The 16,938-nt window shown below is 54.4% G+C and carries 18 protein-coding genes and 1 pseudogene; 5 read left to right on the top strand and 14 right to left on the bottom strand.

Features of this window, described 5'->3' with window-relative positions:
• A pseudogene (locus tag ACLQ7H_RS26290) lies at positions 1-362 on the top strand (2',3'-cyclic-nucleotide 2'-phosphodiesterase); the annotation flags it as partial.
• A 119-nt stretch (positions 363-481) separates the two neighbouring features.
• Entirely contained in the window at positions 482-1,147 is a 666-nt protein-coding gene (ytfE, locus tag ACLQ7H_RS26285) for an iron-sulfur cluster repair protein YtfE (protein ID WP_411755210.1), read from the top strand.
• A 178-nt stretch (positions 1,148-1,325) separates the two neighbouring features.
• On the opposite strand, the gene ACLQ7H_RS26280 is transcribed toward ytfE, so the two are convergent.
• Positions 1,326-1,946, bottom strand: a complete 621-nt coding sequence (locus ACLQ7H_RS26280; RefSeq protein WP_411755209.1) for a peptidylprolyl isomerase — start codon at positions 1,944-1,946, stop codon at positions 1,326-1,328.
• A 343-nt stretch (positions 1,947-2,289) separates the two neighbouring features.
• On the opposite strand from ACLQ7H_RS26280, the gene ACLQ7H_RS26275 reads away from it, so the two are divergent.
• Positions 2,290-2,958, top strand: coding sequence for an OapA family protein (locus ACLQ7H_RS26275; RefSeq protein WP_411755208.1), 669 nt, complete (start codon positions 2,290-2,292; stop codon positions 2,956-2,958).
• Here the strand turns inward: ACLQ7H_RS26275 and ACLQ7H_RS26270 are convergent.
• The 6 genes from ACLQ7H_RS26270 to ACLQ7H_RS26245 all read right to left on the bottom strand — a co-directional run bounded on the left by ACLQ7H_RS26270 (position 2,955) and on the right by ACLQ7H_RS26245 (position 5,163).
• Entirely contained in the window at positions 2,955-3,314 is a 360-nt protein-coding gene (locus ACLQ7H_RS26270) for a DUF488 domain-containing protein (RefSeq protein ID WP_411755207.1), read from the bottom strand. The two genes, ACLQ7H_RS26275 and ACLQ7H_RS26270, sit on opposite strands and share 4 nt — an antisense overlap.
• Before the next feature lie 110 nt (positions 3,315-3,424).
• Positions 3,425-3,877, bottom strand: a complete 453-nt coding sequence (gene rplI / locus ACLQ7H_RS26265; RefSeq protein ID WP_248946928.1) for a 50S ribosomal protein L9 — start codon at positions 3,875-3,877, stop codon at positions 3,425-3,427.
• Positions 3,878-3,916: 39 nt separating this feature from the next.
• Positions 3,917-4,144: a 30S ribosomal protein S18 gene (gene rpsR / locus ACLQ7H_RS26260; protein ID WP_000135199.1), complete on the bottom strand. Its 228-nt coding sequence runs from the start codon at positions 4,142-4,144 to the stop codon at positions 3,917-3,919.
• A gap of 4 nt (positions 4,145-4,148) precedes the next feature.
• Positions 4,149-4,466, bottom strand: coding sequence for a primosomal replication protein N (gene priB / locus ACLQ7H_RS26255; protein WP_065684090.1), 318 nt, complete (start codon positions 4,464-4,466; stop codon positions 4,149-4,151).
• An 8-nt stretch (positions 4,467-4,474) separates the two neighbouring features.
• The gene (rpsF, locus tag ACLQ7H_RS26250) at positions 4,475-4,873 is read right to left on the bottom strand and encodes a 30S ribosomal protein S6 (protein ID WP_004933634.1); all 399 of its coding nucleotides are present in this window, start codon (positions 4,871-4,873) and stop codon (positions 4,475-4,477) included.
• 143 nt (positions 4,874-5,016) lie between these two features.
• On the bottom strand, positions 5,017-5,163 hold the full coding sequence (locus tag ACLQ7H_RS26245) for a hypothetical protein (protein WP_411755206.1): 147 nt from the start codon (positions 5,161-5,163) through the stop codon (positions 5,017-5,019).
• Positions 5,164-5,346: 183 nt separating this feature from the next.
• Here ACLQ7H_RS26245 and ACLQ7H_RS26240 point away from each other — a divergent pair, with 183 nt between their 5' ends.
• Positions 5,347-5,613 carry a DUF1471 domain-containing protein gene (locus tag ACLQ7H_RS26240; protein ID WP_411755205.1) on the top strand — a complete coding sequence of 89 codons (267 nt, stop codon included), beginning with the start codon at positions 5,347-5,349 and terminating at the stop codon, positions 5,611-5,613.
• A gap of 87 nt (positions 5,614-5,700) precedes the next feature.
• Here ACLQ7H_RS26240 and yjfP read toward each other — a convergent pair whose 3' ends face one another.
• Entirely contained in the window at positions 5,701-6,453 is a 753-nt protein-coding gene (gene yjfP / locus ACLQ7H_RS26235; RefSeq protein ID WP_411755204.1) for an esterase, read from the bottom strand.
• A gap of 99 nt (positions 6,454-6,552) precedes the next feature.
• Between yjfP and bsmA the strand changes: the two genes are divergently transcribed.
• Positions 6,553-6,861: a biofilm peroxide resistance protein BsmA gene (bsmA, locus tag ACLQ7H_RS26230; RefSeq protein WP_411755203.1), complete on the top strand. Its 309-nt coding sequence runs from the start codon at positions 6,553-6,555 to the stop codon at positions 6,859-6,861.
• 67 nt (positions 6,862-6,928) lie between these two features.
• On the opposite strand, the gene ACLQ7H_RS26225 is transcribed toward bsmA, so the two are convergent.
• The 6 genes from ACLQ7H_RS26225 to ACLQ7H_RS26200 form a co-directional block, all read right to left on the bottom strand.
• Positions 6,929-9,463 carry a filamentous hemagglutinin N-terminal domain-containing protein gene (locus tag ACLQ7H_RS26225; RefSeq protein ID WP_411755202.1) on the bottom strand — a complete coding sequence of 845 codons (2,535 nt, stop codon included), beginning with the start codon at positions 9,461-9,463 and terminating at the stop codon, positions 6,929-6,931.
• 397 nt (positions 9,464-9,860) lie between these two features.
• Positions 9,861-11,489, bottom strand: a complete 1,629-nt coding sequence (locus ACLQ7H_RS26220; protein ID WP_411755201.1) for an isovaleryl-CoA dehydrogenase — start codon at positions 11,487-11,489, stop codon at positions 9,861-9,863.
• A gap of 122 nt (positions 11,490-11,611) precedes the next feature.
• Positions 11,612-12,343, bottom strand: a complete 732-nt coding sequence (gene rlmB / locus ACLQ7H_RS26215) for a 23S rRNA (guanosine(2251)-2'-O)-methyltransferase RlmB (RefSeq protein WP_021179009.1) — start codon at positions 12,341-12,343, stop codon at positions 11,612-11,614.
• Between the two features lie 59 nt (positions 12,344-12,402).
• A complete protein-coding gene (gene rnr, locus ACLQ7H_RS26210; protein WP_021807551.1) occupies positions 12,403-14,922 on the bottom strand; it encodes a ribonuclease R in 2,520 nt (839 codons plus the stop codon).
• A 59-nt stretch (positions 14,923-14,981) separates the two neighbouring features.
• Positions 14,982-15,407: a nitric oxide-sensing transcriptional repressor NsrR gene (nsrR, locus tag ACLQ7H_RS26205; protein ID WP_025122303.1), complete on the bottom strand. Its 426-nt coding sequence runs from the start codon at positions 15,405-15,407 to the stop codon at positions 14,982-14,984.
• A gap of 220 nt (positions 15,408-15,627) precedes the next feature.
• On the bottom strand, positions 15,628-16,926 hold the full coding sequence (locus ACLQ7H_RS26200; protein WP_411755211.1) for an adenylosuccinate synthase: 1,299 nt from the start codon (positions 16,924-16,926) through the stop codon (positions 15,628-15,630).
• Between the last annotated feature and the right edge of the window lie 12 nt (positions 16,927-16,938).

Raw genomic sequence — 16,938 nt, 5'->3', positions numbered from 1 at the left:
AGCCGATCGATCCTGACGCCCAGTTCCTGGTGGCGACCAACAACTACCGCGCCTACGGCGGCAAGTTTGCCGGAACGGGCGATAAGCATATTGCCTTTGCTTCACCGGATGAGAACCGCGCGGTATTAGCGGCCTATATCAGCGAAGAAACCCAGAAGCACGGCGCGGTGCATCCACAAGCGGACAACAACTGGCGTTTGGCCAGCTTCCACAGCACCAAGCCGCTAGATATCCGTTTCGAGACCTCCCCTAGCGAGAAGGCTACTGCGTTTATTAAAGATAACGCACAGTACCCGATGAAGTCCGTAGGTAACGACAGCATCGGCTTTGAGCTCTATCAGATCGACCTACAAGCCAAGTAATTGACCGTCAGGCGCGTTACGGCGCGCCTTTTTGCTCTACCCCTTTTTATCCATAGCACATCCTTTAAATTGTATTTAAAATGCATGTTATAGTTTTCTTCCTTTAAAGGGGCAACATCATGGATTACCGTAACCAATCCCTAGGCGCACTCGCCGTAGCAATCCCACGTGCCAGCAAGCTGTTCCGCGACTACGACTTGGACTTCTGCTGCGGGGGTAAACAAACCCTGGAGCGCGCTGCCAGCCGCAAAGAACTGGATCTGGCTAAGTTGGAAAGTGAGCTGGCCGCGCTGGCGGCTGAGCCGGTGGATACCCGCGATTGGCGTCTGGCTCCGCTGTCTGAGATTATCGATTACATCCTTCCCCGCTTCCACCAGCGCCACCGTGAACAGTTGTCAGAACTGGTGTTGATGGCAGAAAAGGTTGAACGCGTTCACGGCGACAAGCCCACCTGCCCACGCGGGCTGGCCAAGCAGCTAAACCTGATCCGTCTCGATCTGGAAAATCACATGATGAAGGAAGAACAGATCCTGTTCCCGCTGATTAAACAAGGCATGGGGCAACAGGCGGCAGGGCCGATTTCGGTGATGGAACATGAACATGATGAGGCTGGCGAACAGTTGGAAGTGGTGAAATTCCTCACCAACAACGTCACGCCACCCGATGGGGCATGCAATACCTGGCAGGCGCTGTACAACGGTATCAATACGTTTATCAGCGACCTGATGGAACATATCCATCTGGAGAACAACCTGCTGTTCCCACGCGCACTGAGTGGCAAATAGCCCCCTCACCCTAACCCTCTCCCAAAGGGAGAGGGAATTGTACGAGCTACAATTTAACTACGGTATTCGTCCTCTACATTACCCTGCTACAGAATAACTGCCGCACCTGAGTACAGCTCCGTAACAGCTCCCTCTCCTTTTTGGGGAGAGAGCTGGGGTAAGGGGGAATAACCGTGGATTACAGAATTTCGATCAGCTCAACGTCAAACACCAGCGCGCTGAATGGTGGGATGGATGCGCCTGCACCACGCTCGCCGTAGGCCAGGTTGTGAGGGATATACAACTGCCACTTGGAGCCAACCGGCATCAACGTCAGGGCTTCGATCCAACCTGGGATCACACCGCTGACCGGGAACTCGGCAGGTTGACCACGTTCAACGGAGCTGTCGAACACCTCACCGTTGATCAAGCGGCCGGTGTAATGCACACGCACGCGATCCTGACGAGATGGAATTGGGCCATTGCCCTGCTCCAGCACGGAGAACTGCAGGCCAGATTCGGTCAGCGTCACTTCATCACGCTTGGCGTTATCTTCCAGGAACTTCTGGCCTTCAACGGCCATCGCCTGCTGGCGCTCAAGGCGCACAGCATCCGCACGTTCGTGGATTTCGCGCAGCGCACGATGAACCACATCTACCGGAACCGCCGGGGCATTCCCTTCCAGCGCGTCACGCAGGCCAGCCAGCAGAGCTTCTGGTTGTAAACCTTGCAGGCCGGACTCTTGCAGTTGCTGACCGACCTGTAAACCAATCCCGTAACTTGCTTGCGCTTCAACGCTATCAAAAGAAGGGGTTGTCATGGGGTTTTCCTTTAGTCTGTAAAAAGTCGAAAGCGCAGCATAACAGCGCGGCAAAGCCGGGTAAAATCTTGTGTGGAGAATGATGACTTTTGTCGTAGAAAAAGAAACAATAACCTGCTGTTAACGTTTGGTGTCATTATTCTCTCGGCGACCAATCGCTTCAAAACAGTTAGCGATATAGACCCCATACGGCTCAAGGCCGGCACCGTAGTCGCGCAGTACAGAGACTATTCGTCCCTCACGGTGCACAAGTGCACTGCGGCTTGAAATCCATAGGGTATACTGGGGTCAGCGGTACACTTTTTGTAAAGTGACAATTTTACGCAGTTGAAGAGAGGTTACCATGGGCAGAATCGCGCCCAGGAGAAGGAAAACCATCCGTGTCTACCAGCCATTGCTGCGCACCTGGCTGAACCTGAGCCAACGCCTGAAGCCTGGCCCGGCACCGGAAACGCCAGCAACCACCGATGAGCCGGACTCACACCCGCCTCAGCAGAACGGCAAGGGGCAAAGGCTCAAAGCGTTGTTGCTGAAAATATGGCACCTGCCGGACAGCCTCCACTGGATGGAACCTCTGCCCTATTTTCACCGCCGTTGGGTGATTATTTTTGGTGCTATCCTGCTACTGTCGCTGCTTTGGCCGTATTCCGACGATAACGCGCGTCCGTTCCCGGTCACCAGCCAGGAAAACCAGATACCCTTGCAGGCTCAGTTGCAAAACGATGGCCAGCAAACGGCAGGAGAAAGCGATAACTGGCAGCGTTATCAGATCCAGGCGGGCCAAACTCTGGCGCAGCTGTTCCGTGACAACAATCTGCCGGTGAATGAAGTGTTTGCCATGGCACGGGTTGAAGGGAGTGATAAGCCACTCAGTAATCTGCAAGCCGGGCAAGAAGTGCGTGTCGAACGCAATGCTAACGGCGTCATCACCGCGCTCTCGGTCACCACCGTGGATAACAGTGAAGCCCTGTTCCGCCGCCAAAGCGATGGCAGCTACCAACGCATCCGTTAACCTTTAAGCTGTTCCAGCAGAAAATCACGCAGTACAACCCCCTGGTTGTGCTGTGTGTCCTTACTGCCATACAGCAGGGTCAACGGCTTACCTTGTCTTAACAACGCCACCAGCGGCTGCCAGGCATCATTGGCGGCCAACTGTTGACGATAGAGCGCGACAAATTCATCCCACTGGTCGGTATGCTGATGAAACCACTGGCGTAACGCCGTATCCGGTGCCACCTGTTTAAGCCAGATGACGCCCTGCAACCTTTCCTTACTCACACCGCGCGGCCATAGCCGGTCAGTCAGATAGCAATGTTCCGGTGCCGGGCCGCTGAAATCGTAGACTCGCTGTAAAATAATTTCTGCCATTCTCGCCTCTCCTTGCCAACAGATGGCCTCAGAGTAGCGCGTTTTACCCGGCGCTGAAAAGCAAAACGCCAGCACTAGGCTGGCGTTTTAACTTGGTGTACTAAAGCCGATTAAGCTTCAGCAACCACAACTACATTCAGCTGTGCGAACACGTCGCTGTGTACCTGGAAGTGCACTTCGTGCTCACCAGTGGTACGCAGAACGCCGTTCGGCAGACGAACTTCGCTCTTGGCAACTTCAACGCCTGCCGCAGTCACTGCGTCAGCGATGTCGCGGGTGCCGATAGAGCCGAACAGTTTACCTTCGTCGCCTGATTTAGACGCGATGGTCACTGTTGCCAGTTCGTTGATCTTGGTTGCGCGAGCTTCAGCTGCAGCCAGAACGTCAGCCAGTTTGGCTTCCAGTTCAGCACGGCGTGCTTCGAAGAACTCGACGTTTTTCTTGGTAGCAGGAACAGCTTTGCCCTGTGGTACCAGGAAGTTACGGGCATAACCCGCTTTAACGTTAACTTGATCACCCAGGCTGCCCAGGTTTGCTACTTTATCAAGCAGAATAACTTGCATTACCTTATCCTCTCAAAGTCGTTAATGGACAGTGGCCGATTACTGATGACGATCAGTGTACGGCAACAAAGACAGGTAGCGCGCGCGCTTGATAGCACGGGCCAGCTGGCGCTGATATTTTGCACGAGTACCGGTGATACGGCTCGGGACAATTTTACCACTTTCAGTGATGTAGTTTTTCAGCGTAGCGATGTCTTTATAGTCAATCTCTTGAACGCCTTCCGCGGTGAAACGGCAGAACTTGCGACGACGGAAATAACGTGCCATTTGGCTAGTCTCCAGAATCTATCAATTCAATCTGCTCGGCATGCAGGACCAATTTGTTCAGCCCGTTGCGCCCTTGATGGCAGCTAACGAAGCCTTGAACGGTAACCTGACTGCCGACCGTTAATCTTTGAGTTAAAGCTTGTGACTGTTGTCCGCTGACAACCACGGGCATTCGGCACCATGCTTGCCTGCTGAATCCGGCTTCCATCTGCGACGATCGGTGCTCAAGCACAAATTGGCAGTGGGGTATCCCGGAAGGACTCACTTTTCGCACCGGCGTCTTGCACACTGTGCCAGACAACACCAGACGATTAGCCGTCACGACAGCAATTACTCTTCAGAATCCCCAGCATCTGCATCATCTGCGGTTTCGTTAGCGAAGTCTTCGCGGCGATCGCCACGACGTTCGTCTTTCGCTTTAACCATCGGAGATGCTTCAGTTACCGCGTGCTTAACGCGCATAACCATGCTACGGATAACGGCGTCGTTGAAGCGGAAGTTAGTTTCCAGCTCATCGATCGCTTCCTGCGGAGCTTCAACGTTCAGCAGAACGTAGTGGGCTTTGTGCAGTTTATTGATCGGGTAAGCCAGTTGACGGCGGCCCCAGTCTTCCAGACGGTGAATCTGACCTTGCGCGTTAGTGATGGTAGCACTGTAACGCTCGATCATGCCCGGAACCTGTTCGCTTTGGTCAGGATGGACCATAAAAACGATTTCGTAATGACGCATCGAATTGCTCCTTACGGATTATTCAGCCTCCTGTCAGGGTCAACCGCGGCCCATGGAAGCAAGGAACGTGTGTATGTGTGCGGCTGAAAAATGACGCGTAATCATACCGGCGCAAGGGGGGGAACTCAAGGACTGAGTAGGATTTATTGAGGTTTATGCGTAAGGCCACGAGAAATAGCACGATTTGCTGGCAGAAAAAGCGATGTATGCCGATCCATAGGTTTTAAAAATCCTTCAATAAAATCATCAGCCAATTCGAAATCATTATCATTTTTTTTGAACAAGGTCATCAAAATCTCCCCCTTTTTAATCCTGACTAGCGGACTAAAGTTAAGCTATCCGCCGCAGAAAGCGCAGCGATAAAGGGTTGTAGTTATTCAATACTGATAAATAACTTTTTGCCCAGTAGATAAGATTTTGCTGCGCAGCCAAGTGACACACTCCGCTGTAGCAAAGAGTTAAGAGAGGCACCTATGAAACGTATCACCATCGCTACCGCTATCGCGTTGCTGCTTTCCACCAACGCCATGGCCGCCACTGAGATCACCTCACGCCAGGCCGAAGAGCGCCAAAGCATTGGCTTCGTTAGCCTGGATCAGCAAGTGGTTTCGCCCGACGACGCGACGTCCCAAATCAATAAGATTGCCGATCAACGCGGCGCCAGTGCTTACCGGATTGTTGCGCTACATGAACCAGGCAGCGCCGCGTCTATCCACGTCAGCGCCGAACTTTACCGATAATCGAAAATGCAGCACCAGGGAGCCCAGCCGCACCTAGAGGCGGTCGATCGGTAACCGCCATGCCTTGCCCCCTCCCTCGGGGGCTTTTTACAGTGAGTCCTGGAAAAAGGTGGCGGTAGCGTTCAACGCTCCAGGAGTAATGCGATGACGCACTTGCGCTTCAGTGAAGTAGGTCAGCCACCGATCCAGGCCACGACGACGTAACTCGCCAGCCAAGCGTTCACTCTCCACCGCTGGCACCACATCATCGGTTTCACCATGCCATAACAGCAGTGGCCGCCCGGCAAAACTCTCCCAATGATGTTCAACCTCATAAGCGGCCAAGGGCGCAAGACGTGCCATGAGCGCGGACTGCTCCAGCGGCTGGCCCTGCGCGTCCAATGGCGGATACAGCGTCTGCGCAAGTGAGGTAAAGTAGCCCGACCCCATAAGGCTGGCGGCCGCTTTCACCCAAGGATAACGGGTAAATGCCCCTAAGGTGGTCATTCCCCCCATCGAAGCGCCCGCCACGCCAATGCGATCCCCGGCAATTAGCCCACGCTGTTCAAAGTGCGTTTTGAGCGCGGGTAACTCATCGACGTTACTTTTGAGGATTTCCCAGAAATGCGCCAGCCGCCGTGCTTCATCACCATCAAACCGCTCACCGTGCATCGCACAATCGGGCAGCACCACCCTAAAGCCCGCTTTGGCCAGCGCATAGGCAAAATAGGCGTACACCTCTTTCGATGAGGTATAACCGTGATAGAAGAAGATAGTGGGCAACGGTTGCTCATAGCGCCCGGCTGGCACCGCATGGATCACCGCAACGTCACCCACCCGCTCATCATGGATCTCGATCATGTATTCCCCCTGTGGCTAATCTTATCTATGATGGCAAACATCGGCCCGAAACCTTAGTTCAACCTATTCTACTCTATGCGAAAGAGTGATGAGGCCAGCATGAATCTTTCCCGTACGTTGATCACCCTATTACTGTTTGGCTTGCTGTCTGGATGCAGCGTATTTAAAACCACGCCCAAACCCCCACCACCGCCTACAGCACAGGCACAGGAGATCACCCGCGCACAAACCTTCGGGTTGGAGAAAATGGCGACGATCAGCGCTGTGGTTCGTGGCAGTCCGATGAACGTGGAAGACGAAATCCAACGCAAAGCCGATGCCAGCGGGGCACGCTATTACCTGATCATCATGAACAGCGAAACCATCGTGCCGGGTCAGTGGTATTCACAGGCAATACTTTATCGGTAACGCTGGCTCTGAGACAGAACTAAAAAGGGTGCCTGAATAGGCACCCGTAATAGAGGGTAATGCGCGACTACTCTTTGGTCACAGGCCCATTGACCTTGCCGTTATTGGTATATCTTCCCCCAGCCAGATTCAGCTTCACGCCATCCTGACCGGTGGTTACCGCGCCACGCCGGTTGTTGAAACTCTGGCTATCAATTGTAGTGACCTTATCGGATATCAGTTGGCCACGGTTGGTCAATGCCCCTCGGACATTAATATTCAGCCCTTCGCTACCATGGATTAGGCCACTGTTGGTAAAGGCCGATGTCACCTCTACGTTACTGACCCCTGTTGAGGAGATCGTACCATTAGCATTATCCAGGCTGTTGGCCTTCAGCGACAGCGAATCAGCACCTGAAATAGTGCCGCGGCTGTTATCCACGTTGCCGTCATACTTCATGTTTACGTTACCGTTGGAAGAAGCAATCATACCCCGACTGTTGTATACCCGATTACCGGTCATGCTCAGATCGCCCAGGCTGATAATGCCCCCCTGAGTGTCTTCCGGCATATCAATGTGCACGCCCATCGCGCTGCCGAAGTTGTTGCTATCACGGTTATAGAGAGTCGTCGCCTTTAGCTCCAGTGTTTCCTCTGCGTAAATCAGGCCCTCATCGTTTCGCAACGTACCGGTTTGCGCATGGACATTCTGCCCACTCAACAGGCCTGCATTATTGTTGATGGTGCTGGCATACACCTCCGTGCCCCCCATCGTGCTACGGATCACGCCATAGTTGTTATTAAGGGCATTTGTGATGCGAACCTCATTGCCTTTGTCCATGGTTAACCCACCCGTGCGGTTATCCAGGCTGTTTGCTTGCAGCGACAGCTTCCCCTCACCGCTAACATTGCCATCCCGGTTGTCCATGGTGTTGATATTGTTGAGGTTGACATCCCCTATTGAAGAGATCTGCCCAATCTCGTTGATCAGGTTACTGCCGTTGGTGTTTACGCTCAGCATCTTGGCCGATTGCAGAACACCGTTTCTATTGGTCAGTTGACCGCTGTTGATATCCAACGACCCAGCCGACTCAATCAAGCCATTGGTGTTATTGATCGCGGTTTTATTGGTCGCTAAAGTAAAAGTGTTGCCCGCGCTTATTTTCCCGTTCTGGCTGTTGTTTAACGCCGCGGTCGTCGCCAGAGATAGATTACGCTGGGCAGCAATTTCCCCATTACGGTTATCGAGGGTGCCAGCAACGTTCATATTCAGATCGGCAAAAGGCAGGCCGAAGGCGTAAATCTGACCGCCGCGGTTATCTAGCGTAGCGCTGGTAATGGTTGACCTACCCGCCGTAGAGATCGCGCCCCCGTTGTTGTTCAACTGCCCCGTTTTCAGGGTGATACCCAAGGTACTGTAAATACCGGTGTCGTTATTACGGCCAGTATTGGTCAGCAATTGGCCATTGGTATCGATAGTGACCTGTGAACTGGCTTGCACCCTACCGTTGCTGTTGTTCAATTGCCCGCTATTGATGTTCACAGAGCCACTGGCTGCAATGTTGCCGTTGGTATTGGTAAGGCGATTTTTATTGGTATTGATAGTGACACCGCCGCTCCCGCCATTGATTTTCCCCCCGGTATTATCAATAGCGCCTGCGGTGTTCAGTTTGTTGGCGCGTGCGGCGATCATGCTCCCTGAGCGGTTATCCAGCACACCATTAACGTCCATCACCAGGTCTGAGGTAGAAGCCGCGATGGTACCGGCATTACGAACGCCCACTCCGCTTTCTGTCCCCACCAAGGTGATCTTGCCTGCATACATCCCCCCCAAGGCAGCAACGTCAATTCCGACGCGGGGTCTGCCCGCCGCCGATGCCAGCGCGGTCGCCTGGGTGTTATCCGCATTGACGCTATTACGGCCGGTGGTCACTTTCAAATCCTTGGCCCAGACACCGGCATTAATCACCACCGAGCGGGCGATCAGATCGGTATAATTACTGTCACCACTTTTCAGGCCATCACCATTAATAACAATAGTCCCCTTTTCCGTTTTATATCCCTGTATAACGCCATCGGCAAACTGGGGGGTACCGGTGGTCAGCGTAGCTCTGCCGGTATTAATAAAGCCACAGCCGCTACAGGTAATCCCTGCCGGGTTGGCAATAATCACCTGAGCCTGCTGGCCGGCAACTTCCACCATGCCATTTAACACGCTGGCCTGATTCGAGTTGACCTCATTAAGGATCACCGAGGCCGCTCCGCCGCTTAAATTCGCATTACCCGCGAGACTCCCCGCTAGTTGGCTATTCACCCCGTCAACGCTGTTATTCAGCACAACACCGTTTTTATCAACGTTGAACTGGTTAAAGATATTATGTGAAACACCCCCTTTACCCGCAGCGTTGATATTCACCACGGTCGAACCATTCGCCCCGGCATTAACCGCAGGGCTGGAGGCCTGCCCGGCATCGGCAACGATAGCCGCATTAGCCACGGAGACGCAACCAAAAGCCAGCAGCCCGGCAAAGTAGAGTGGCGAAAGATTCACCCGCAGAGATGAGTGATTGTTTTCTTTACGTGTCGATACATTGGTTATGGACGAATGATTACTGCATGTCATGCTGTTAATTCCTTTTACACAATGAGGAAAGCCAGTGGATTGACCAGAATAAGCCGCGGTAGAAACAAGATTTCCCTTAATAAATAAGTAGCACAGATGGCTACTCAGGAATCGTGTTTGACTCCCCTTAGATTAAAAATGTAACATATAACCCGTTACGCACTCAGCCAATTATTTAAGTAGAACCAAAAATAGGGAGTATCCATCTAATTGACGAGAATCATCCCAAACACTGTCGCGTAATATATCCTGGACGCTTACATGAAATTAATGTCATTCGAGATATTTCTATAATTAATAATTCCAACTGAAAATAAGGCAAGCATTTAAATGCCCAATGCCATCAGCCTATTATCTGATGGCATTTCCTCTAGGCTATAAGCACTGAGTTCCTGTTTTAAACCCCCATGGCCCGCTGAAGCAGCGTATCGCACACCCCTGCTGGCAGCACCCTATCTCCGCGATAATCCAGCGTTAAATGGCACCAGGCTTCTCCAATCGGCGGGCTGGCATGCTGCAGCAACTGGGCGGCACAGCACAGATCGAATAACTGCTGGGTTAACAAGCGTCCCATTTCTTCACGCGGCTGACGCATGCGCTGTTGCCATTGCCGCCAGGCACGATCGAACAACCTATTCTGCCCGCGCACCGGCAACAGTTCCTGCTGTAGCTGTTCCAACGCCCCAGGCAACTTATGCAGGCTACGCATCACGTCCAGGCACATGATGTTGCCCGAACCTTCCCAAATGCTGTTTACCGGTGCTTCACGATATAGACGCGGCAGCTCACTGTCTTCGCAATAGCCGATACCTCCCAGCACTTCCATGGCTTCCCCGATAAATGGCGCTCCTTGATGACAGATGCTGTATTTTGCCGCCGGGGTCAGTAAGCGGCTGTAGACCACTTCGCCTTCAACCCCCCGGCTTTCCCAGGCTCGAGCCAAACGGAACAGCAAAGCGATATGCCCTTCAAGCCGTAACGCCATTCGAGTCAATACCTGCCGCATCAACGGCTGTTCAATAAGGCATTTACCAAACGCCTGCCGTTGCAGAGCATGGTACAGCGCCACCGACAGGCCACGGCGCATCAGCCCATGGCTACCCAAAGCGCAATCGAAACGGGTCATACCGCCCATCTTGAGGATTTGCCTGACGCCATCCCCTTCGTCGCCCAACAGCCAGGCCGTTGCATCCTGAAACTCGGCTTCGCTACTGGCATTGGAACGGTTGCCCAGCTTGTCTTTTAGCCGCTCCAGTCGGATGGCGTTGCGCGTCCCATCAGGCAGGAGCCGCGGCAGGAAGAAACAGGAAAGCCCTCCCTCAGCCTGAGCCAATATCAGATGGGCATCGCTTTGCGGCACCGAGAAAAACCATTTGTGCCCCACCAGGCGATATGCCTCGCTATTACCACGGCTGGTGAGTGGCACGGCGGTGGTGGTATTGCTCAGCACGTCCGAGCCGCCCTGCTTTTCCGTCATTCCCATGCCGATCAACAGCCCGCGCTTTTGCGCACCGGGCAGCAGATGAGGGTCATAACGATCGGAAAGTAACGGGGATAGCCAGGATTGATACTCTTTTGGCAGTGAACGCTGTAACAGCGGAATAGCGCCAAAAGTCATGGTGATGGGGCAGAGCGTGCCTGCCTCCACTTGAGCGTGTAACACAAAGCGGGCGGCACGGGCCACCAGGGAGCCAATACGGGCATCTTCCTGCCACGGCAGGTTATGCACCCGGTTAGCGACCAGCCCCTGCATCAGGATGTGCCAGGCTGGATGAAAGCGCACGTCGTCCAGGCGTTGCCCAGTGGCGTCATAGCGCAATAATTCCGGCGGATTGGTATTGGCCAGCCGCCCCAACTCCAGGGACTCCTGCGTGCCTAACTGTTGCCCAAGCGAGGCCAGAACGTCGTTATCCCAACCCGCCAACTCGCGCTGCAACGCTTCACGCAGCGGCGTATCGGACAGGAAAAGGTTACTGTTCCCCAAAGGCTTGGGTTGGTTAAAGACGGTATGCGTAGTCCAGACCATGAGCTTGCTCCCTGATTAACGCTTCAGGGGTAATTATGGTCGTTAGCTGGATTTCTGCCGCAGGCGGGATCACAAGATAGGAGATTCGAGATAGGGGTGAAAGGTTTCACCCCTACTAATCATCAGCTGCGCTGACGCACCGCTTCAAACAGACAGACACCGGTCGCTACCGAGACGTTCAGTGAGGACACCGTACCGGCCATCGGAATGCTGATCAGTTCGTCGCAATGTTCACGGGTCAAACGACGCATACCTTCGCCTTCCGCACCCATTACCAGCGCCATCGGGCCGGTCATTTTGCTTTGATACAGCGTGTGGTCGGCTTCACCCGCCGTGCCCACGATCCAGATGTTCATCTCTTGCAGCAAACGCAGGGTACGAGCCAGGTTGGTGACGGTGATCAAGGGGACGTTCTCGGCCGCACCGCAGGCCACTTTCTTCGCCGTTGCGTTCAGTTGGGCTGAGCGATCGCGTGGGACGATCACTGCATGGACACCGGCAGCATCGGCACTACGCAGGCAAGCCCCCAGGTTATGGGGATCGGTAACGCCGTCCAGTACCAGCAGGAATGGCGTTTCAACGCTTTCCAGCAGCCCAGGCAAATCGTTCTCCTGATATTTCCGCCCTTCACGCACCCGCGCAATAATGCCCTGGTGGACGGCCCCTTCGACCTTCTCATCCAGCCATTGGCGGTTGGCCACCTGGATCACAATACCGGTCGCTTCCAGCTCGGCAATCAAAGGCTGTAAGCGGCGATCGTCACGCCCCTTGAGAATAAACACTTCCAGGAAACGTTGTGGATCGTTGTCTAGCAGGGCTTTGACAGCGTGAATACCGTAGATAATTTCGCTCATGATGCTCTTTTAACTGTGCGGCCGGGATGACCCGGCCGGGGATAATAACGTGCGGCAGGTTAACCCTGCTCGGCACCTTTCTTCTTGCTGGCACGCTTGGCTTTGGTCGCTGCCGCTATCTTTTTGGTTTTATCAGACGCTTTTTTGGCTTTCGCTTTCGGATCCGTTTTAGCTTTCGCCTTCGGATCTGGCTTCACCTTGTCTGCGGGTTTGGCCTTGGCCCCCTCTTTTTTACGGAAGGCGCTGTCTGGCTCAAAGTTGGCAGGCGTCTTGCCGCCGCGGCGTTTACGTTGAGCCTGACTACGGCCCGCTCCGGCACCGTCGCGTAGCGTACGCTGGCCGCCATTCTTGGCACGTTCGCGCTCGGTTTTACCTTCACCACGCGGTTTGCGGGTGCTGGAAACCAGGGCGAAGTCGATCTTGCGTTCGTCCATATGCACGGCCTCAACGCGGATCTCCACCGTATCCCCCAGGCGATAGACCATGCCGGAAGATTCGCCGATCAAACGCTGGCCGATATTATCGTAGCGATAGTAATCGTTATCCAGTGTGGACACGTGTACCAGACCATCGATAAACAGATCGCTCAGGCGGACGAAGAAACCAAAGCCGGTGACGCTGGCAATAACGCCGCTAAACACTTCACCGACGTGATCCTGCATAAAGTCGCACTTCAGCCAGTCCGCCACGTTACGCGTAGCTTCATCGGCACGGCGCTCGGTCATCGAGCAGTGCATGCCCAGTTGCAGCATCTCTTCCAGATCGCTGTGCCAGCCACCGGTCGGCGTCCAGCGCTCTTTCTGTTCGCCTTGCTCCTTCGCCAACACGTACTTGATGGCGCGGTGCAGCGACAGGTCCGGGTAACGACGGATCGGGGAGGTAAAGTGGCCATAAGAGGCCAACGCCAGGCCGAAGTGACCACGGTTTTCCGGATCGTAGATCGCCTGTTTCATCGAACGCAGCAGCATGGTTTGCAGCATTTCACGATCCGGACGTTCTGACACTTCGTCCATCAGGGTGGCGTAATCTTTCGGCTGCGGCTTCAGGCCACCACCCAGAGTCAGGCCCAGCTCGCTCAACACGCTGCGCAATGCGGAGATATGATCGTCGCTTGGGCGATCGTGCACACGGAACAACGCAGGTTCGTTATGCTTCTCAACAAAGCGTGCCGCCGCCACGTTCGCCATGATCATGCACTCTTCGATCAGTTTGTGTGCGTCATTACGTACCGTTGGCTCTACGCGCTCGATACGGCGTTCGGCGTTGAAGATAAACTTGGCTTCTTCGGTTTCGAAGGCGATACCACCGCGTTCGGCACGAGCCTGATCCAGCACTTTATACAGCGCATGCAGCTCCTGCAGGTGTTTGACCAATGGATGATACTGTTCGCGCAGCTCCTGATCGCCCTGCAAGATATGCCAGACCTTGGTGTAGGTTAAGCGCGCATGGGAGCTCATTACCGCTTCGTAGAATTTAAACGAAGACAGACGGCCCGATGCGGAGATGGTCATCTCACTCACCATACACAGGCGGTCGACCTGCGGGTTGAGCGAGCACAGGCCGTTGGAAAGCACTTCCGGCAGCATTGGCACCACTTCCGATGGGAAGTAGACCGAGGTGCCGCGGCTACGGGCTTCGTCATCCAGCGCCGTGCGCGGGCGCACATAGTAGCTTACGTCGGCAATCGCGACCCACAGGCGCCAGCCGCCACCGCGTTTCTTCTCGCAGTACACGGCATCATCGAAATCGCGGGCGTCTTCACCATCAATGGTGACCAGCGGCAGGTGACGCAGATCCACACGCCCTTTCTTGGCGGCTTCCGGCACCTGCTCACTGAGGTCGGCAACCTGCTTCTCCACCTGAGGTGGCCAGGTATGCGGGATCTCATGGGTACGCAATGCGATATCCACCGCCATGCTGGTGCCCATTTTATCGCCCAGGATCTCGACGATCTTGCCCACGGCTTTGGTGCGGCGCGTTGGGCGCTGGGTCAGTTCGACAACCACCATAAAGCCCATCCGCGCCCCGCTGACCGAGTCAGCAGGGATCAGAATATCGAAGCTCAGGCGGCCGTCATCCGGCACCACGAAGCCGGTACCGGCATCGGTGAAGTAGCGGCCAACAATCTGGCTGGTTTTGGGCACCAGCACGCGCACGATACGCGCTTCGCGGCGGCCTTTGCGATCTTCGCCCAGCGGTTGAGCCAACACCACATCGCCGTGGATGGCCATTTTCATTTGCTCGGCGGAGAGATAAAGGTCGTCTTTACGCCCTTCAACCCGCAAGAAGCCGAAGCCATCGCGGTGACCAATCACCGTGCCGCGCAGCAGGTCCAGACGCTCTGGCAGGGCATAGCACTGGCGGCGGGTAAACACCAACTGGCCATCACGCTCCATCGCACGCAGGCGACGGCGCAGGGCTTCCAGCGCTTCTTCGCCGGATAAGTTCAGTTCATTGCCCAACTCTTCGCGGCTGGCCGGCGTTTCACGTTTCGCCAAATGGGCCAGAATAAATTCGCGGCTAGGAATTGGGGATTCATATTTTTCTGCTTCTCGTTCCAGGAATGGATCTTGTGACATTGAGGTTCCTCCGTTGTCATCAGCAGGGTGTCGCTGAGCCTTGTCTTCTCAGCAACGCTTTATTCGACAAGCAAAAGCTTGTAGAGCGGTGGATTGTCTTCAACCATGTCGGCCAATGTGTGACTATCCAGCTCCTCAAGGAAATTCTTTACCGCCTGCTGGAGCACTTGCTTCAAACGACAGGCTGGGGTGATATGGCAAAAATCGCCGCTGCAGTTAACTAACGAAAGCGGCTCCAGCGCCCGCACCACGTCGCCAATACGGATGCTCTCGGCCGGTTTGCCCAGCCGTATACCGCCGTTTTTACCCCGTACGGCGGTCACAAAGCCTTCACGGCTCAGCTGATTGATAATTTTTACCATATGGTTACGGGAAACGCCGTACACCTCCGTAACCTCGGAGATGCTGGTCATTTTGTCCGCAGGCAATGACGCCATGTAGATCAATGCCCGCAGGCCATAATCAGTAAAACTTGTTAACTGCACGTTTACCTCTGGGTATCTGCCGATTTTCGGCGATTTTCTTTACTATCTTATTGGATGATAAACCAGCCGGAGAGTTCGCAGCTAATTATTTAGCGCATAGCCGACTCTCAACTGAAGCAACGAAAGGATTTTGTGAGGTGAAAATGCCATCGGGGAGGATACATGAAGCAAACAAACCGGGACTTGGCCCGGTTTGTTTGATGACAGTAGAGCAATCAGATTATGCGTCGAACGGATCGCGCAGGATCATGGTTTCGCTACGGTCTGGGCCAGTAGAAATGATATCTACCGGTACATCGGTCAGCTCTTCGATACGTTTGATGTAGTTCAGCGCTGCCTGTGGCAGTTTGCTATAGTCTTTCACACCAAAAGTCGTTTCGCTCCAGCCCGGCATGCTTTCGTAGATTGGCTCGATGCCTTCCCAACCTTCTGCTGCCAGCGGCGTGGTAGTCATTTCGCGGCCGTCTGGCATGCGATAGCCCACACAGATCTTCACTTCTTTCAGGCCGTCCAGTACGTCCAACTTGGTCAGGCAGAAGCCAGACAGGGAGTTGATCTGCACGGCGCGGCGAACGGCAACCGCATCCAGCCAGCCAGTACGACGGCGACGGCCAGTGGTGGCACCAAACTCATTACCCTGTTTGCACAGGTATTCGCCGGTTTCGTCGAACAGTTCGGTTGGGAACGGGCCTGCACCTACACGGGTAGAATAGGCTTTCACGATGCCCAGTACATAGTCCACGTAACGTGGGCCAATGCCAGAACCGGTTGCCACGCCACCTGCGGTGGTGTTGGAGGAGGTCACGTACGGATAGGTGCCGTGATCGATATCCAGCAGAGTGCCCTGTGCACCTTCGAACATGATCAGATCGCCACGCTTGCGCGCACCGTCCAGCAGTTCGGAAACGTCTACTACCATCCCGGTCAGGATATCGGCAATCGACAGCACATAGTCAAGGGTGGTCTGGTAATCGACGGCTTCTACTTTGTAGTAGTTAACCAACTGGAAGTTGTGGTAATCGATGATGTCTTTCAGCTTGACAGCAAAGGTGGCTTTATCGAACAGATCGCCAACGCGCAGACCGCGACGGGCAACTTTATCTTCGTAAGCCGGGCCGATACCACGGCCTGTGGTGCCGATGGCTTTGGCGCCACGCGCTTTCTCACGCGCATTATCCAGAGCGACGTGATAAGGCAGGATCAGCGGGCAAGCTTCAGACAGTAACAGACGTTCGCGTACCGGGATGCCGCGCGCTTCGAGTTCACCCATTTCCTTCATCAATGCATCTGGCGCCAGAACCACACCGTTGCCGATGACGCTGGTCACGTTTTCACGCAAGATACCTGAGGGAATTAAATGAAGAACGGTTTTTTCACCGTTGATAACCAGAGTGTGGCCAGCGTTATGGCCACCTTGGTAGCGCACAACATATTGAGCCCGTTCAGTCAGCAGGTCTACGACCTTACCCTTACCTTCGTCACCCCATTGGGTGCCCAGTACGACGACGTTCTTACCCATTTTAAAATCACC

This window comes from Serratia sp. (in: enterobacteria) (assembly GCF_046715635.1).
Lineage (GTDB): Bacteria > Pseudomonadota > Gammaproteobacteria > Enterobacterales > Enterobacteriaceae > Chania.
Note: the sequence above shows the minus strand (reverse complement) of the source record. Positions and strands in the feature narration are given on the sequence as shown.